The following is a 17,274-nucleotide window of genomic DNA, read 5'->3' on the forward strand; positions in this document are numbered from 1 at the left end:
TCTAGCACTCCTCTTCTGTTACGACACTAAAATCAAGATTATATTCAAACTTTAACAAAAATATCTATGAAACTAATTAAAAAAGTATTCCCTATTCCACGAATTCTTCTCTTCTTAATTATATTTTTTTGCATCATTTTTTTGCTTAATAAATTATCGTTAAATGCTGTTGAAATTAGTAGCATAGAGTTTATCGGTGAAGCTACTTTGCCCAAAGGTTTAATTTTAAAAAAAACTGAAGTAGGAGGTTTGTCTGGAATTAGCTATGATGCAAAAAACAACCTTTATTATGCTATTTCTGACGATCGGGGACAAAAAGCTGCTGCCCGTTTCTACACCCTAAAAATAGACTTAAGTAAGGGTTATCTGCAAAAAGGTGGAGTTATTGCTGTCAATGTTACCACATTATTAAATGAAAAGGGTCAAACATTTCGCCCTGGTGAAACTGATACAGAAGGTATTGCCTTAACTAATAAATCAACTGTGTTTATTTCTTCTGAGGGTGATGTGGCAAAACTAATTAATCCTTTTATTAAAGAGTTTTCACTATCTTCTGGCAAAGAAATTACGACATTTACCATCCCAAACAAATTTTTGCCAGATAAAAGTGGTAAACAAGGTATCCGCAACAATTTGGCTTTTGAAAGCCTTACTATCACACCCGATAAAAACCATCTATTTACAGCTACTGAAAATGCTTTAATTCAAGATGGTGTTGCCGCCAAACCTAACATCGGTAGTCCTTGCCGCATTTTGCAATATAACTTGCTTAATAACCAGCCAGAAAAAGAATTCCTTTACCAAACAGAAGCCGTTTCACCCTTTTTAAATCTGACTGGCAAATTCGCTAGTGGATTACCTGATTTACTTGCTCTCGATAATCAAGGACACTTCCTAACTTTAGAACGGTCTTTTACTGGTTTAGGATTTGCTATTTCCTTGTTTCAAGTTTCTTTAGAAGGATCTGATGATATTCACAATATTGATAGCCTTTTAGCAGTTGACTCGAAAAATATTAAACCAGTTCATAAAAAACTACTGTTAGATTTGAGAAGCCTAAATGTACTGCTAGACAACATTGAAGGCTTAACTCTTGGCCCCAAACTACCCGATGGTCAACAATCATTAATTCTTGTCAGTGATAACAATTTTAACTCACTGCAACGGACTCAAATACTAGCCTTTAAAATGAAAATTGAAACACCACTGAATAGATTATTTCGGCGATTACTACTGAATCTCAACCGCTAACTGTACAGAGATATCGCACCTTTAATGCTATTTACTTATTCCTGTGTATTCACGGAATCTATTAGGCAACTTTATCTAGCCTATTCGTAGTTTCCGTGTAATTTCTCAGCCGTATTCCTTAATAAATATGTTACATAATGTTTAGAAAATTTTACAACCAGATTAACCTTGATGGCGGTGGATGATTAATTTCCTACAAATTATGATATTTTTTTAGATTGAATTTTAGTGCTTAACTATACTTATTAAAGTAATTTGCCAACAATATTTTTCATAAATGATTTTTATGCCACAAAAAAAAACTGAGAATATGGTAGGGCAAAAAGCAGAATTAGACGATTATATTGGGCAATTTTTAAACAATCGCTATTTAATCAGAGATTTGATTGGCAAAGGGGGGATGGGGAGAGTTTATTTAGCAGAAGATAGTGCTAAAGGTGCTATGCCGATCGCAATCAAAATTTTATCACTCAGTTTGGCAAATCAGCAAATGTCCCAACGCTTTGCCAGAGAAATTTTTATTGGCGCTCAATTGGGGCGTAAAAGTAAACATATTGTTCGCATTTTAAGTTATGGCGTTACTGAAGATAAAACCCCTTTTTTTGTAATGGAATACCTTCAAGGGAAAAATCTCAAACAAATTCTCAAAATTCAACCCTTAACAATACCCAAGTTTTTGGAGATTTGTAATCAAATTTGTTTAGGCTTACAATGCGCCCACCAAGGTATCAGCCTCAAAGGAGAGATTTATCCCATTGTTCACAGAGATATAAAACCCGAAAATATATTCCTTAGTGAAGATAGTAAACAAGGAGAAATTGTTAAGATACTAGATTTTGGCATTGCCAAATTTTTAACAGAACGAAGTGGGATGACTCTGACAGATTCTTTTATTGGCAGTTTACCTTATTGTTCTCCAGAACACATGGAAGGGCGTAAATTGCTAGATGTACGCTCTGATATTTATAGTTTGGGAGTACTAATGTTTGAGATGCTGACAGGAAAACATCCATTTCAGACAAAAAGTAACTCTTTTGGTACTTGGTATCAAGCCCATCGCTTTCAAATGCCACCTACAGTTGAAGAAGTGAACCCGCAAGTTAAAATACCGCAAGTATTACAAAAATTATTGATGAGTTGTTTAGCGAAAGAAGTAAGCGATCGCCCGCAAAATATTAATCAAATATTAGAAGAATTAGAAAAAGTTAATAATCAGATTAAGGATGTTATTCCTAACAAGAGTAGTGAGATTATTAAACTCCCACTTCCGGTTCAATTAGTCCCTGCAACTTTATTGTCAGAACAAGAGTGTTTGCAGAAAAACTGGCCTAAAAATAAGCCAATTGGTGCAATTGGTTTTCCCCATTTACTACAAACTCCTCAAAGACCTATACCAACTTTTTGGGCAATGTTGCCCAAACAAGAAATTACAAAATTTTTGGATAAAGTACATGGCACTGAATTTATTAGTCAAATTAACGTGTACCCAATGCTATTGTGGGTAACAGTCCTATACGATGCCCAGCCTTCTATGACTAAATGGCTACCTTATTTTCTAGATTTGAAAGATAATAAAGGGCAGAACATAGCACGAAGTTTAGCAGAGGTAGGGTATTATCATCTACTATTTTTTCCCCTAGAAGATCCAAACCGTTGCTCGCATGTAACGACTTTAAGCCTCACAGCTAATCAGCGCCAGCAACTTCTAGATTGGCTAGATATGAGTCAACAGTCAAATGAATTAATTTTGTCTAATCAAGCCAAAACTCTTCTAAAAACAGAGTACGAAAAATTGAAATTAGACATTTTACAAAAGTTAGCCGCAGATCAAAAAGCTGAGAAAGAAGGTTTAAAAAATTGGATGGCTAAATTTTTGGAGATTTTTTTTAAGCTTTTATCACATTCTTGAAATTTTGCGGCTCAAAATCAAAAAACTTACCACCATTACCTAAGCATATTCTTATGTGTGTATTGCTATCTTTAAATAGACTCAGTAGCAGAGGTGAATAAAGTGAATCAAAGCCCATTTATATCTCCAAATAGTACGGGCTTGCTTGCTAATCGTTATCAACTCAAGCAATTAATTGGTAGCGGTGGTATGGGTGAAGTTTTCTTAGCAAATGATATTTTGTTAGGAGGTATACCAGTTGCTATCAAGTTTTTGACTCAGACTGTTGTCGATAGCAAGATGCAACAAGATTTTGCTCGTGAAGCTTTGATGAGTGCAGCTTTGAGTCAAAAGAGCTTACATATAGTGCGGGCGTATGATTATGGTGTAAATGAAAAAGGAAAACCATATTATGTCATGGAATATCTAAGTGGTAAGAGTTTAAAAGATTTAATTCCGCTACCATTGTCGATATTTTTGACTCTCTCTCGCCAAATTTGTTTAGGCTTACAGTGTGCCCATCAAGGTATTAATATTGATGGAAAAATTTGTCCGTTAGTTCATCGAGATATCAAGCCTGCCAATATATTAGTTATTCCCGATCCAATATTGGGTCAGTTAGTTAAAATCCTCGATTTTGGAATTGCTAGATTTTTAAATTATGCATCAACAGCCAGTACAAGTAGAGGATTTAATGGCACTTTGCCTTACTGTTCTCCAGAACAGCTAGATGGGGAAAAATTAGATAGTCGTTCTGATATTTACAGTCTGGGTGCAATGATGTTTGAAATGCTCACAGGGAAAAAACCCTGGGAACCCGAAACGGATTACTTTGGTGCTTGGTATAAAGCACATCACTTTGAAGCCCCAAAAACGATCGCAGATGTTAAACCTACTCTGAAAATACCTCATAAGCTAAATAATTTAATCATGTCTTGTCTTGCAAAAAAGGCAAGCGATCGCCCACCAAATATCGCTCAGATTTTGCAAGTATTAAATAGTTTAGAACAGTCAGATTGTCCTGGCTTACCTACAGATTTAGCTTCTAATTCCATCCTTAGCCGTCCCTTAGATTCGGGATTAGCAATCGCAGTAGAAGAAAGCTGTCGGCAACTTTTGTGGCCTCAAAATAAACCAATTCAAGAAATTGTTTTTCCCCAGCTTATAGATACCCCACAAGGATCTATAACAGCACTATGGTTAATGTTACCTAAACAAGAAATCAAAAACTATACGGTTTCTAACCGTTATAACCAGTTTATCTTCATGACATCCCCTCACCCAATGCTGTTGTGGGTGACTGTACTCTACAATCGGCAATTGACTCCTAAGTGGCTACCGTGCTACTTAGATATGCAAAATCCTCAAAATCTTAGGCTGGTAAGTTTACTGGCTGAAAATGAACACTATCCTTTGATTTTCTTTACTCTGGAAGCACCACATTCCTGCACCAGCGTTCTCAGCAGTCCTATTGAACTAACTCAGCGACAAATGTTGAAAACCTGGGTGCAACAGGCTCATCGTCTACCACCAACTTCTCAGCCCCAATTGAGCAAACAGCTATTAAAGCAGCAGTATAAACAAATGCAATCCCGGATATTGCAACATCTGGAATCCAAGCCCCAGGTTGTTTTATCAAGGTTTTAACGGTAAATTCGCACCTGAGAGAGACGGGGCAAAAATGATTCTTAATTTCCCACTCCAAAACACTTGACAAGTTAAAAAAAAATAGTGATAATAGCAAAGTTGACAAACAAGGGACTGTAGTTCAATTGGTTAGAGCACCGCCCTGTCACGGCGGAAGTTGCGGGTTCGAGCCCCGTCAGTCCCGTTCTAAATTTATAAATAGCGAATCACCGAAATGAACTTCGGTGATTTTGGGTTTTGAATTCAAAGGGATTGACTCAGAATTCAGGGTTTGAATATAAGCTACATTTATCATGCTTTGCAAAAGAGAGAATTAACTGTGACTGTTAGAGTCCGTATTGCGCCGAGTCCAACCGGAAATTTACATATTGGTACAGCTAGAACGGCTGTATTTAACTGGTTATTTGCCCGCCACCACGGCGGGAAATTTATCCTGCGAATAGAAGATACAGATTTAGAGCGATCGCGTCCCGAATACACCGACAATATTCTTGAAGGATTTCGCTGGCTAGGACTTAACTGGGATGAAGGGCCATTTTTCCAATCTCAGCGTCTGGAGCTTTATAAGGAAGCAGTAGAAAAACTGCTAGCTCAAGGATTAGCCTATCGCTGCTACACTACTTCTGAAGAACTAGAGGCGCTCCGAGAAGCCCAAAAAGCTAGAGGCGAAGCACCCCGCTATGACAACCGTCACCGCAACCTCACCCCAGAACAACGCGCCGCTTATGAAGCCGAAGGTCGTTCTTCTGTGATTCGCTTCAAAATCGAAGATAGCCGGGAAATTGTCTGGAATGACCTAGTCAGGGGAAAGATGTCTTGGCGAGGTAGCGATTTAGGTGGTGATATGGTCATCGCCCGCGCCTCAGAAGAAGGGAGCGGTCAACCACTGTATAACTTTGTCGTTGTAGTGGATGATATCGATATGCAAATCACTCACGTCATCCGCGGAGAAGACCACATCGCCAACACCGCCAAGCAAATTTTACTGTATGAAGCAATGGGTGCAAAAATCCCAGAGTTTTCTCACACGCCGTTGATTTTGAATGAGGAAGGGCGTAAGCTTTCTAAGCGAGATGGTGTCACTTCCATTTCTGAATTCAAGCAAATGGGCTTTACTGCTGAAGGCTTGGTAAATTACATGACATTGCTGGGTTGGTCGCCACCAGACTCGACGCAAGAAATATTTACTTTAGAATCAGCAGCTAAGGAGTTTGGCTTTGAGCGTGTAAATAAAGCGGGTGCAAAATTTGACTGGGACAAGCTAGATTGGTTGAATAGTCAGTATATCCACCATACGCCAGTAGATAAACTCACAGATTTACTTATACCCTTTTGGGAAGCGGCTGGGTATAAATTTGATGGTGGAAGAGAACGCTCCTGGTTAGAGCAGCTAGTAACTTTAATTAGCCAAAGTTTGACTCGTTTAATAGATGCAGTAGCTCAAAGCCAACTGTTTTTTAGCGATACAGTTGAATTTAGCGAGGAAGGCAGTACGCAACTGAAGCAAGAAGGTTCTGCTGCTGTCCTTGAGGGGATTGTCACAGCTTTAGAAAATCAGCCGCAACTGTCAGAAGCCGCCGCCCAAGAGATTATTAAACAAGTGGTGAAAGAGCAAAAAGTCAAAAAAGGTTTAGTAATGCGATCGCTCAGAGCGGCCTTAACTGGAGATGTTCATGGCCCCGACCTCATTCAATCTTGGTTACTACTAAATCAGATTGGTTTAGACAAGTCGCGCTTGAGTAGAGCAATAACAGAAGCTAATTAGCAATTATTTCCGAACTTTAGAAATATTTTAGATTTTAGGGGCGCACATTTGTGCGCCCCTATCCATAAGGTAGAGCAACTATAAGAACAAGAAATCATTGACTAATTACTAATGAATTATCCCCAATTTCAAATCTAAAATAGGTAGTCAATTCTCCTCATGTTGGGAACTTGGTGTGTAAAATTCATGTCTTCAAAAACACTTAGAAGCGAACGTAATTACAATGCCGACAAAAGCGCTCAATAGAGGGATGAGATTATCGTTGATGATAGTTACGCTCTTCATCACATCGACACTTAACGCTGTGACGGATGCTCAGGAAGCGCCAACGATATTTGGAGATGTCACCATTGGCCGTCAGTTTTCGCCAGACCCCTTGACAGTTCGCGGGATGAGTGGTGGTTCAATATCTGGGAGTAAAGTCGCTGGGAGAAGCGAAACAGCCACTGGCCCTTGTACCGGATTTGTTGATGAAACACCAGACCACACATTAGCACTAACAAGTAAATTTGACTACCTGAAGCTGCAAGTCCAAAGTCCTGAAGACACCACGATCGTTATTAAGGGGCCGGGTGGTACTTGGTGCAATGACGATTTTGATGGCAAAAATGCTGGCATTATTGGTGAATGGCTGCCTGGAAGTTACCAAATTTGGGTTGGTTCCTACGAAAAAGGTAAGTACCTTCCTTACACTCTAAAAATTACAGAAATTAAGTAGGGAATGGGGAATGGGGAATAGGACAATAATCGCTTCTGTAGAGACGCGATTAATCGCGTCTCTACCCCTAAATATGATGATTGTGAGGGGTTGGAAGGACATGAGGAGCCTTGTGGATAAATTCTCCGTGGCTTTGCATCCCGTTGCACTCCCTTTTCTCGTGCGATATTGTATTAAAATTAAGTTAACTTTGATTAAGATTCTTGTTAGCATCGCCATAATGGGCCAATCGCTCTATGGCAGTGCATGTAAGAGATCAAATTAAACAAAATGGATTTATAGACATCCGTTTAACAGCTTAAAGTGACAGAGTGATGAACATTCGGTTGCTAAGGCTAACGAGTTGTATAGGCATCTAGAGGCAAATTAAGATGAAATTCTCTTGGAAAGTCGTAGTACTCTGGACATTGCCGGCTTTGGTAATTGGCTTTTTCTTCTGGCAAGGGGCTTTTGCAGGCGCTCCTACTGACATGAACAAGAATACAGCCAATACCCGCATGACTTATGGTCGCTTTCTAGAATACTTGGACGGCGATCGCGTCAGCAGCGTGGATCTGTACGAAGGCGGTAGAACAGCTATTATCGAAGCCCGCGATCCAGACATCGAAAATCGCGTCCAAAGGTGGCGGGTAGATTTGCCTATTAACGCTCCTGAGTTAATTAGCAAGCTCAAAGAAAAAGATATTAGTTTTGATGCTCACCCCATGCGGAATGATGGCGCAATCTGGGGATTGTTGGGTAATCTCGTGTTTCCAATTTTATTGATTACCGGACTGTTCTTTTTGTTCCGGCGTTCTAGCAACCTTCCCGGCGGGCCAGGTCAAGCGATGAACTTCGGCAAATCCAAAGCGCGTTTCCAAATGGAAGCGAAAACCGGGGTTAAATTTGACGACGTGGCCGGGATTGAAGAAGCTAAAGAAGAACTACAAGAAGTCGTCACCTTCTTGAAGCAGCCAGAAAGATTTACGGCTGTAGGCGCACGGATTCCCAAGGGAGTGCTGTTAGTTGGGCCTCCAGGAACTGGTAAAACTTTACTAGCAAAAGCGATCGCAGGGGAAGCAGGCGTACCTTTCTTCAGTATTTCCGGTTCGGAATTTGTAGAAATGTTCGTTGGTGTGGGTGCATCTCGCGTCCGCGATTTGTTCAAAAAAGCCAAAGACAACGCCCCTTGCATCATCTTCATCGATGAAATCGACGCAGTAGGACGACAACGGGGTGCTGGTATTGGTGGCGGTAACGACGAGAGAGAGCAAACCCTCAACCAATTGCTGACCGAAATGGACGGGTTTGAAGGTAACACAGGCATCATTATTATTGCTGCCACTAACCGTCCCGACGTACTAGACTCAGCCTTGTTGCGTCCCGGTCGCTTTGACAGACAAGTAACAGTCGATGCACCCGATATCAAAGGGCGTTTGGAAATCTTGCAAGTCCATGCGCGGAACAAGAAACTAGACGCTAGTGTATCTCTTGATGCGATCGCTCGCCGCACTCCTGGATTCACTGGGGCTGATTTAGCTAACTTACTCAACGAAGCGGCAATTTTGACCGCTAGAAGACGCAAAGAAGCGATCGCTCTCCGCGAAATTGATGACGCGGTGGATCGGGTAGTTGCAGGGATGGAAGGCACTCCTTTGGTAGATAGCAAGAGCAAGCGCTTAATTGCCTACCACGAAATCGGACACGCTTTAGTTGGGACTTTATTAAAAAACCATGACCCAGTGCAGAAAGTCACCTTAATTCCACGGGGACAAGCACAAGGTTTAACTTGGTTTACTCCCAACGAAGAACAGGGATTAATTTCTCGTTCTCAGTTGAAAGCCAGGATTACTGGTGCTTTGGGTGGTCGCGCCGCCGAAGAGGTGATTTTTGGGGCTGCGGAAGTCACAACTGGTGCTGGTGGAGACTTGCAGCAGTTATCGGGAATGGCACGGCAGATGGTGACTCGGTTCGGGATGTCCGATTTAGGGCCACTTTCATTGGAAAGCCAGCAGGGTGAAGTATTCTTAGGTCGTGACTGGACAACTCGATCTGAGTATTCTGAATCCATCGCTTCTCGCATTGATGGACAAGTCCGAGCGATCGTGGAAGAATGCTACGAAAACGCAAAGAAAATTGTCCGAGATCATCGCACTGTTACCGATCGCTTAGTCGATTTGCTCATCGAAAAAGAAACCATTGACGGCGAAGAATTCCGTCAGATTGTGGCTGAGTATGCTGAAGTTCCTGAGAAGCAGCAGTACGTACCGCAACTGTAACTACTGTTCTAAAATCACTGAAATGGGTATGGTCAAAAGGCTATACCCATTTTTATTTTAGGTATTTGCAATCTAAGTTATTTTTTATTTAGTGTAAGGGAATACTAAGTATAGTTAAAAATTTGATATTGCTATGCAATACTTAATCTACCCGATTGCAATTTACGTTCTACTGATTGTTATTCGCTATTTCATTCTCTTTTTACTACTTTGCAAATCTCAGATTCAATATCCCAAGTACCAGATTACAAAGGCTGATACAGTTCCTATCTATTTAAAAGATTTATTTCAAACTCCCATTAAAGAACTAGAGCAATTCGGCTTTCTTCCATGCAGCTATTTGCAATATCAACCAATCACCAAAGCCTATCAGCAAACAAATTGGGAACTTCTTTTATATCACAAAGCACTCAAAAGCTATGCCACAGTAGTTATTCGTCGTTTAGCCGAACCTGTCAATTTATTTGATATAGAGTTTTATACCTTTTTTAAGGATAAAACTTTATTACTGACTGTCAACGGCAAACAGCATGGACTTATAGGTGAGTTTCCCAACACTATTGTTCAGGATGTTTATACCAGCGAAGTATCAGTACAATGGCAGACTCATCAAGATCATCTTAAACAATTAACTACCAGCAAAACAGCTTGTGGTTTATCACCAGAGTCTTTTGCACAAGCACTACAGATACAGATGAGGGGCTATGTTAGTAACTTAGCCAAGACGGGGAAAATATCACCAATTAAGGGAACAGAGTTATTTGAGATCCATTGGTTAACAGTCCTGCGATCGCTTAACCCAATGACGCAGGGTAACAAGAAAGCAGCAAATATCATCAAGCAACGCAGACAACAAGCCAAAACTGATTCCAGCATTTTACAAGAAATCCCTATAGAACTGGAAGTAGAGGGATTTAAACAAATGGAGTATACCCAAACTGGTCTGGTGGGTAAAAAATTTCGCACTTGGCTTTTGTTGGGTAGTCTAGGGTTGTTTATCGCCAGTTATACAAGCTTTCTTAGTCCACAAAGTGTGGTGATTTTCATCGCTGTACTGTTTTTCCATGAAGGCGGACATTTATTGGCGATGAAACTGTTTGGCTATCGTGATACCTCTGTTTTATTCGTACCGTTTTTAGGCGCTTTAGCAACTGCCCATAAAGATGATGCTACACTCAGCCAAAAGTTTTGGATATCTTTAGCAGGGCCATTACCAGGGTTAATTTTGGGGATTGGGTTGGCGATCCTTGCACCTTTTGGCAGTGGTTATCCTGATTGGGTACAAAAAACAAGCTGGACGCTGATATTTCTAAACTTGTTTAATCTCCTCCCGATTTATCCTCTAGATGGAGGACAAATTGCTGATTTACTGGTGTTTTCTCGTTTCCCTTACATTGGTGTTTTATTTAAAGCCTTTGGTGTGATTATCTTAGGATTTATAGGAAAAGATAGACCAATGATGTTGTTATTTGCGATGCTGATAGCTATAGGCATCCCTAATAGCTTTCGCAGCGCTAAAATTAATCAGAAATTTCAAAAAGAACTACAACGAAATCCACCCATAGATCGGGATAATATTCTGCATTTCATTTTCAAGTATTTGAAGCAACTCGGATATGGAAACTTGCCTTTCAGTAAAAGATATGCTTTAGTCAAGGGATTGATTCAACAGCAGTACGAATTCCGTAGTAAATGGAAAACTAGAGTTTTTCTATTAGTTATATACTGTGTAACCTTGTTAGGTGGAATGGTAGGTATTTTGCAAGCTATGGCTCCTAGCTGGGTAAAGTTATTGACTTATTACTCTCAAAATTCTCAGCAAAGAATTGAGCAGATCAGAAAAAATAGACAACAACAGATTGAGCTTACAACTGCTGCTTTACGTACAAATCCCAATGATGTCGATGCTTATGTAAAGCGATCGCGGGCGCGTTTGGGACTGCATGACTACAAAGGCGTACTAGCAGATTATGACCAAATTATCCGCTTAAAACCTCACGATATTGAATCTCGTTTGACTCGTGCCAGCTTTCGTCATAGATTAAAAGATTATAAAGGCGCGATTCAAGATTATAACGAGATTTTGCGCCTAGATTCCCAAAATGTTATTGCGTATCATCAACGGGCAAAATCTCGCGATCTCATACAAGACTATAAAGGAGCGATCGCTGATTACAACGCAATTATTAAATTGAATGCTAAAGATACCTACGCTTATATCTCTCGTGGATATACTCGTCAAAAACTCCAAGATTACAAAGGTGCGATCGCAGATGCTAACTATGTAATTCAGCTAAATCCTAAAGAAGCAGAAGCATATATATTGCGTAGCCAAATTCGTGGTCATTTGGGAGACAATCAAGGAGCGATCGCAGATGAGCAAATTGGAAATACTCTTTTTAAAGCTATGGATGAGGAAGATCGTAGTTGATAAAAACTAACATAACAATAATATCGTTGGTTTGATCGAAGTAATATCAGAATTTCGCCAATCAACAACTTGAAAATCCGAAACTTGCAGCATCGGTGCTGTATACAAAAATATACCCACTTTTATTTGCACAATTTATGAATAATAAAGTTAAATTATTGACTCTTACTTCCTTAACGTTGGCAGTTTCTTTTCTAACTGTCGGCACAGTTGTAGCACAGGCGAAACTGACAAATAAATCGAAATTGTTCATCAATGGTATCGGAGAGGTAAGAGTTGGGATGACTGTTTCTCAAGCGGCAAAGGCTGCTGGTACTAAGCTAGTGGGCGATCCATCGAATAACAGTTGTTACTATGTTAAGCCACAAAACCAACCCAAAAATCTTTCATTCATGGTTACAAAAGGTCGCATTTCTAGAGTCGATGTGCGGCAAAATACCCAGATTACTACCCTCAAAGGTGCAAAAATTGGTGACACCGAAGCGCAAATCAAGTCTCTCTACCCAGGACAAATTAAAGTCACACCTCATAAATACGTCCAAGGTGGACATTACTTAACATTTATCCCGAAAGACCGTGCCGATCGGAACTATCGCCTTGTCTTCGAGACTGATGGTAAGCTTGTGACTGAGCTTCGCTCAGGTAAACTACCTGAAGTTCAATATGTCGAGGGTTGTTCTTGATTTAATAACTTTCAGCTATTGCTCCTAGTGCCAAAAGTTACGATCGCACAGATTAAGCCCAATTTTCTATAATTACATAAATTACCCCGACTTACTTTGTTGAAGCCGGGTTTTCTAACGCCTCCCAATCTGAGAGAGAGGTTTTGAAATTAGCTCCTCTTTCCCATTTTCTATCTTTCCACTTCATCTACTGCCTTGAGAACTCCCGCAGTTAACACCTCATTTCCATCAGATGTAACTAACACATCATCCTCAATGCGAATACCAATACCAACCCATCGCGGGTGAGTTGCTGGTTGGTCTTCTGCTAGTTTGGTATCTGGCACAATATATATTCCCGGTTCCACTGTCAAAATTTGGCCTGGTTGCAAAATCTGCGGTTTATCTTCACCATGCTGGTAAACTCCCACATCATGAACATCCAAACCTAACCAATGACTGGTGCGGTGCATATAATATGGTTTATATTTCTCTTCTTCAATTAACTTATCAATTTCACCTTTGAGGATGCCAAGTTCAACTAAACCTTCGGTGATAACACGCACTGCTGTATCGTGAACTAATTTAAAGGGATTACCTGGTTTAATTTGAGCGATCGCTTGTTTTTGCGCCTCTAAAACAATCTCATACAGTGTCTTTTGTTCTGGCGTAAATTTACCCCCCACAGGAAATGTCCTGGTAATATCTGAATTGTAATAACCGTAAGCACACCCAGCATCAATTAGCAGTAATTCTCCATCCTGCATTTGACGATTATTTTCAATGTAGTGGAGTACGCAAGCATTCACTCCAGAAGCCACAATCGAAGGATAAGCTGGCCCCATTCCACCCCTGACTCGAAAGATGCGTTCCATCTCCGCTTGAATTTCATACTCATAACGTCCAGGTGCGGCGATTTCTTGGGCGTAATTGTGTGCTTCGACTGCGATCGCCACGGCTTGACGCATTAACCCCAATTCAGCTTCACTTTTAATTAGTCTCATGCTATTGAGGACAGGGCCAGTATCTTCAATCGCGACAGGCCCTGTACCGCGTTTAGGATAAGTCCGCAGTAAACTTTGGTAATGTGTAAGGATTTGGTCGTTGAAAGTGCGATCGCGTCCTAAGTGATAGTAAAGGCGGCTGGCTTTTTCCAAATACTGCGGCAATTTTTCATCTAACTCGCTAATGGGGTACGCTTCATCAGCACCATACATTTCCTTGGCTGCATCTACCCCAGAAAGATAACCAGTCCATACTTCCTTTTCGCGATCCTTCGGTTGGACAAACAGCACAAACCGATGTTCTGAATGATGCGGCGCTAGCACTGCTACTGCCTCTGGTTCGTTAAAACCAGTCAGGTAGAAAAAATCACTGTCTTGGCGATAAACATACTCGACATCGTTGTGCATCACTGCCATTGGCGCACTGCGAAAAATAGCTGTGCCATCACCAATTTTTGCCATTAACTGCTCGCGACGCTGCCGATATTCTGCTTGCATAACTAAATGTATGTATTAAAGTATTGTGTTATTTTACACTCTGGGCAACCTGCTATTGCACAGTTTGTGCTTCTCGGTAGTTGCTAATCTAAGTTATTCTAACCAATATTTGTTTCAACTCTAATCATAAATCATTGAAAAATAATTAATTCTCTTGAAAAACTCAGATTTTCTAAGTTTTAAATAACTCAAAAATCTTGTTGCTATCGAATACTTTAGGAGATTCATAAAATAATTAATTTTTTACTCGTTTATCTTATTTAAATTATGGTAGTTCATAAATTAAAAAACACGCTGTAAAAACTATGTCTACTCAACCCACAACACAAAAAGCGCTCGTTTACGTAACCAATAGATAGTTAGTGTAGATATTGTTCGTATGACTACTTAACTATATTTAGATATCACAAAACATAGATATCAGAGATGGAATATCTACAAATCATCATATATGACTTGGTTGGATTTAAGGGACTTATTTAGATAAAGTGTTTAATGTTTTAGTCTCAATATGCTTATTAGAAATCAAACTATAGGAATCCGATTTGATTTTTGAAAATATACGTAGGATGTGTTAGCGACAGCGTAACGCATCAAACCCATGATAAGAGTGCGTTACGAACTTCGTTCTAACACACTCTACAATACCTAATTTCGTTCAAAAATCAAATAGTAACCCTATAGATTTATATGTACATAAAATACAGCAAAACTTTTTTTAATTGTTTATGTAAGACTGGAGAATTTATTAGCATCGTTAAAAACAAACATTTATTTATCTTAAAAGACTGACATTTATAAAAAATAAATGGTTATAAATAAATATTGAAAAATTAGTAAATGTTATTTCGTTACAGAAAAGTATTTCCAAAAAAAGTTAAAAGAATATGACAACCAATCATAAAAATACACCATGCCTGCAAATACAAATTCCTCACCCTTATCTTTAAATACATCTGGATGGGCATCAGACTCTTTCAAAAAATCAGAAATCTTGACATCTTCTTTTGAGAATTTAAATTATGATTTGGGATTTGGGGGTAAGAGTTCCTCGTATGCACTACAAAATGAACCAGCTACCCAGCCTGTAAAAATGTCATCAAATCCCAATCCTAATCCTTACCTAACCAGTGCAGCCATTACTCCTGACTTCAATGGTGATGGCAAAACAGATAAAGTTTGGGTCGATTCTACAACTGGTGAGATTATCATTCGGTTGATGGATGGCACAAAAGTTCTTGAACAGGGTTCTCTGGGTAAATTCGACCTATCCGCCTATGATTACAAAATTGCTGACTTTAACGCTGATGGCAAAACCGACTTCTTATTACGGAATAAGACAACCGGCGAGAATAGCATTGTGCTGATGGATGGAACCAAAGTTGCTAATTCGGCTGCTCTAACTAGCGTTGACCCAGCTTGGACTCCTCAGATTGGGGATTTTAACGGCGATCGCAAAACTGATATCTTCTGGCACAATAGTACAACTGGTGAGAACGCTATTTGGGAGATGGATGGCACAACAGTTCTGAGTGCAACTGTTTTAGATAAAACAGACCCAGCACTAACTCCTAGCATTGTTGATTTCGATGGCAATGGCAAGAGTGACATCTTCTGGCGCAATCAGACAACTGGCGATAACACCGCTTGGTTTATGGATGGTACGCAAAAGACTGAATTTGCCCTCCAATCACAAGACGCAGCCTGGACTGCTAGTCTTGGTGATTTCAACGGCGACTATAAGACTGACATTCTGTGGAGAAACGCTGCAACAGGTGAGAACAAGGTTTGGACGATGAATGGTATCTTAGTCACAGAAGGAGCTTTGGGAACACTTGACTCATCCTGGACTTCCAAAATTGGTGATTTCAACGGTGATGGTAAGACTGATATCTTCTGGCACAATGGCACAACCGGTGCAAATACTGCTTGGTTGATGGATGGTACAACAGTTGCTACTGAAGCTTTCTTACCAGCTAATAACGCGGCCTTGACACCATCCCTTGGTGACTTCAATGGCGATGGTAAGACCGATATCTACTGGCGCGATCAGACAGCAGGTTCAGATAATATTTGGACTATAGATGGGACAACAGCCGTTGAGAATCCCATCGGTGACGCAGATAAGCTTGGTGGACAGTGGTATACGTTCTAAAAGTTAGAAGTAGGAGTTAAGAGTTAGCCCGGATTTCTCACCACATCTCTTAAAACCTTGTACTCTTGAGCAGGGGAGCAGAGGAGCAGGGGAGCAGGGGAGCAAAGGAGAGTTATTGTACAAGTTCTTTCCCCTCTGCCCCTCTGCCCCTCTGCATTTCAAGCTTGTGAGAAATGCGGGTTAGGAGTTAGGAGTTCTTTCTCCTGCTCCCTCGTCTCCTAACAATTAAAACTTGTAAGTCAAAACCTGAATTTCCCCATTTTCTGGCAAATCTTTAGGGCTAATGGAGATACTATCTCCATTGCTGCGTCGGACTTTCATACCTTGCATTAAGGTTAAAAAATCATCAAGTGGTGAAATATCGCACTTAGCAGCGTCAGCCGCCTGTGTCCGATAATGGGTTGGAATCACCAGCTTGGGATTTAATACTTGAATAGCCTGCTTTGCTTCCTGAGCATTGTAGGCTTTTGCGCTGCCTCCCACTGGAATGAATGCCACATCGGGCCGTCCCATCAAGATTTTTTGCTCAATGGAAATGGGTGCAGCAGCCCCGCCTAAGTGTAGGATATTAATTCCGGCTTGCTTCCAACTCCAAGCAGTATTTAAACCAAATTGCTTACCACTTTTGCGATCGTGGTCTATGGCAATTCCTTGAAACTTAATACCTTTAAACTCATAAACTCCTGGTTCGTAGATGAGTTTTGCATTTCCCGGTAGTACGTCCACAGCACCTTCATCCAGCAGTTGACTGCTAATTAGTACCAAATCTGCTGCAACTTTTGGTGGACGATACTTAGCAGTACAGCCGACCGACCGAAATGGATTGACGAGAATTTTCGCACCGCCACCAGTAAAAAGAAAGCAAGTATGACCCAACCACTGAACTGATAAACTGCTAGATTGTGCGTCAGCTTGAGATTCAGAACTCAAGGTAGTAACGAAAGCTGTGGCCAACCCCGCCCCAGCATAGCCCATCAACTGTCGTCGTTTCATTAAT

The 17,274-nt window shown here is 40.4% G+C and carries 11 protein-coding genes and 1 tRNA gene; 10 read left to right on the forward strand and 2 right to left on the reverse strand.

Annotation, left to right across the window (positions count from 1 at the left end):
* Positions 1 to 66: 66 nt before the first annotated feature.
* The 9 genes from CDG79_RS02280 (at position 67) to CDG79_RS02325 (ending at position 12,641) form a co-directional block, all read left to right on the forward strand.
* The gene (locus tag CDG79_RS02280) at positions 67 to 1,251 is read left to right on the forward strand and encodes an esterase-like activity of phytase family protein (RefSeq protein WP_094340215.1); all 1,185 of its coding nucleotides are present in this window, start codon (positions 67 to 69) and stop codon (positions 1,249 to 1,251) included.
* Between the two features lie 286 nt (positions 1,252 to 1,537).
* The gene (locus CDG79_RS02285) at positions 1,538 to 3,160 is read left to right on the forward strand and encodes a serine/threonine protein kinase (RefSeq protein WP_442946161.1); all 1,623 of its coding nucleotides are present in this window, start codon (positions 1,538 to 1,540) and stop codon (positions 3,158 to 3,160) included.
* 102 nt (positions 3,161 to 3,262) lie between these two features.
* Positions 3,263 to 4,786, forward strand: coding sequence for a serine/threonine protein kinase (locus tag CDG79_RS02290; RefSeq protein ID WP_094340218.1), 1,524 nt, complete (start codon positions 3,263 to 3,265; stop codon positions 4,784 to 4,786).
* A 110-nt stretch (positions 4,787 to 4,896) separates the two neighbouring features.
* Positions 4,897 to 4,970 (forward strand) — tRNA-Asp (locus CDG79_RS02295).
* A gap of 135 nt (positions 4,971 to 5,105) precedes the next feature.
* Entirely contained in the window at positions 5,106 to 6,551 is a 1,446-nt protein-coding gene (gene gltX / locus CDG79_RS02300; RefSeq protein ID WP_094340395.1) for a glutamate--tRNA ligase, read from the forward strand.
* Positions 6,552 to 6,774: 223 nt separating this feature from the next.
* Entirely contained in the window at positions 6,775 to 7,269 is a 495-nt protein-coding gene (locus tag CDG79_RS02305; protein WP_094340220.1) for a hypothetical protein, read from the forward strand.
* Between the two features lie 371 nt (positions 7,270 to 7,640).
* Positions 7,641 to 9,527 carry an ATP-dependent zinc metalloprotease FtsH2 gene (ftsH2, locus tag CDG79_RS02315; RefSeq protein ID WP_094340225.1) on the forward strand — a complete coding sequence of 629 codons (1,887 nt, stop codon included), beginning with the start codon at positions 7,641 to 7,643 and terminating at the stop codon, positions 9,525 to 9,527.
* A 133-nt stretch (positions 9,528 to 9,660) separates the two neighbouring features.
* On the forward strand, positions 9,661 to 11,958 hold the full coding sequence (locus tag CDG79_RS02320; protein WP_223277981.1) for a site-2 protease family protein: 2,298 nt from the start codon (positions 9,661 to 9,663) through the stop codon (positions 11,956 to 11,958).
* Between the two features lie 137 nt (positions 11,959 to 12,095).
* Positions 12,096 to 12,641: a hypothetical protein gene (locus CDG79_RS02325; protein WP_094340227.1), complete on the forward strand. Its 546-nt coding sequence runs from the start codon at positions 12,096 to 12,098 to the stop codon at positions 12,639 to 12,641.
* Positions 12,642 to 12,811: 170 nt separating this feature from the next.
* On the opposite strand, the gene CDG79_RS02330 is transcribed toward CDG79_RS02325, so the two are convergent.
* The gene (locus tag CDG79_RS02330; protein WP_094340229.1) at positions 12,812 to 14,122 is read right to left on the reverse strand and encodes an aminopeptidase P N-terminal domain-containing protein; all 1,311 of its coding nucleotides are present in this window, start codon (positions 14,120 to 14,122) and stop codon (positions 12,812 to 12,814) included.
* A 913-nt stretch (positions 14,123 to 15,035) separates the two neighbouring features.
* On the opposite strand from CDG79_RS02330, the gene CDG79_RS02335 reads away from it, so the two are divergent.
* Entirely contained in the window at positions 15,036 to 16,277 is a 1,242-nt protein-coding gene (locus tag CDG79_RS02335) for an FG-GAP repeat domain-containing protein (protein ID WP_094340232.1), read from the forward strand.
* A 225-nt stretch (positions 16,278 to 16,502) separates the two neighbouring features.
* On the opposite strand, the gene CDG79_RS02340 is transcribed toward CDG79_RS02335, so the two are convergent.
* On the reverse strand, positions 16,503 to 17,270 hold the full coding sequence (locus CDG79_RS02340; RefSeq protein ID WP_094340235.1) for an MBL fold metallo-hydrolase: 768 nt from the start codon (positions 17,268 to 17,270) through the stop codon (positions 16,503 to 16,505).
* Positions 17,271 to 17,274 lie beyond the last annotated feature (4 nt).

The organism is Nostoc sp. 'Peltigera membranacea cyanobiont' 232, assembly GCF_002245985.1.
GTDB lineage: Bacteria > Cyanobacteriota > Cyanobacteriia > Cyanobacteriales > Nostocaceae > Nostoc.

What these genes read in the sequence shown, in the direction of transcription:
- CDG79_RS02280 (WP_094340215.1), top strand. Translation starts at nt 67, where the DNA reads ATGAAACTAATTAAAAAAGTATTCCCTATTCCACGAATTCTTCTCTTC.
- CDG79_RS02285 (WP_442946161.1), top strand. Translation starts at nt 1,538, where the DNA reads ATGCCACAAAAAAAAACTGAGAATATGGTAGGGCAAAAAGCAGAATTA.
- CDG79_RS02305 (WP_094340220.1), top strand. Translation starts at nt 6,775, where the DNA reads ATGCCGACAAAAGCGCTCAATAGAGGGATGAGATTATCGTTGATGATA.
- ftsH2 (WP_094340225.1), top strand. Translation starts at nt 7,641, where the DNA reads ATGAAATTCTCTTGGAAAGTCGTAGTACTCTGGACATTGCCGGCTTTG.
- CDG79_RS02320 (WP_223277981.1), top strand. Translation starts at nt 9,661, where the DNA reads ATGCAATACTTAATCTACCCGATTGCAATTTACGTTCTACTGATTGTT.
- CDG79_RS02325 (WP_094340227.1), top strand. Translation starts at nt 12,096, where the DNA reads ATGAATAATAAAGTTAAATTATTGACTCTTACTTCCTTAACGTTGGCA.
- CDG79_RS02330 (WP_094340229.1), bottom strand. Translation starts at nt 14,122, where the DNA reads ATGCAAGCAGAATATCGGCAGCGTCGCGAGCAGTTAATGGCAAAAATT.
- CDG79_RS02335 (WP_094340232.1), top strand. Translation starts at nt 15,036, where the DNA reads ATGCCTGCAAATACAAATTCCTCACCCTTATCTTTAAATACATCTGGA.
- CDG79_RS02340 (WP_094340235.1), bottom strand. Translation starts at nt 17,270, where the DNA reads ATGAAACGACGACAGTTGATGGGCTATGCTGGGGCGGGGTTGGCCACA.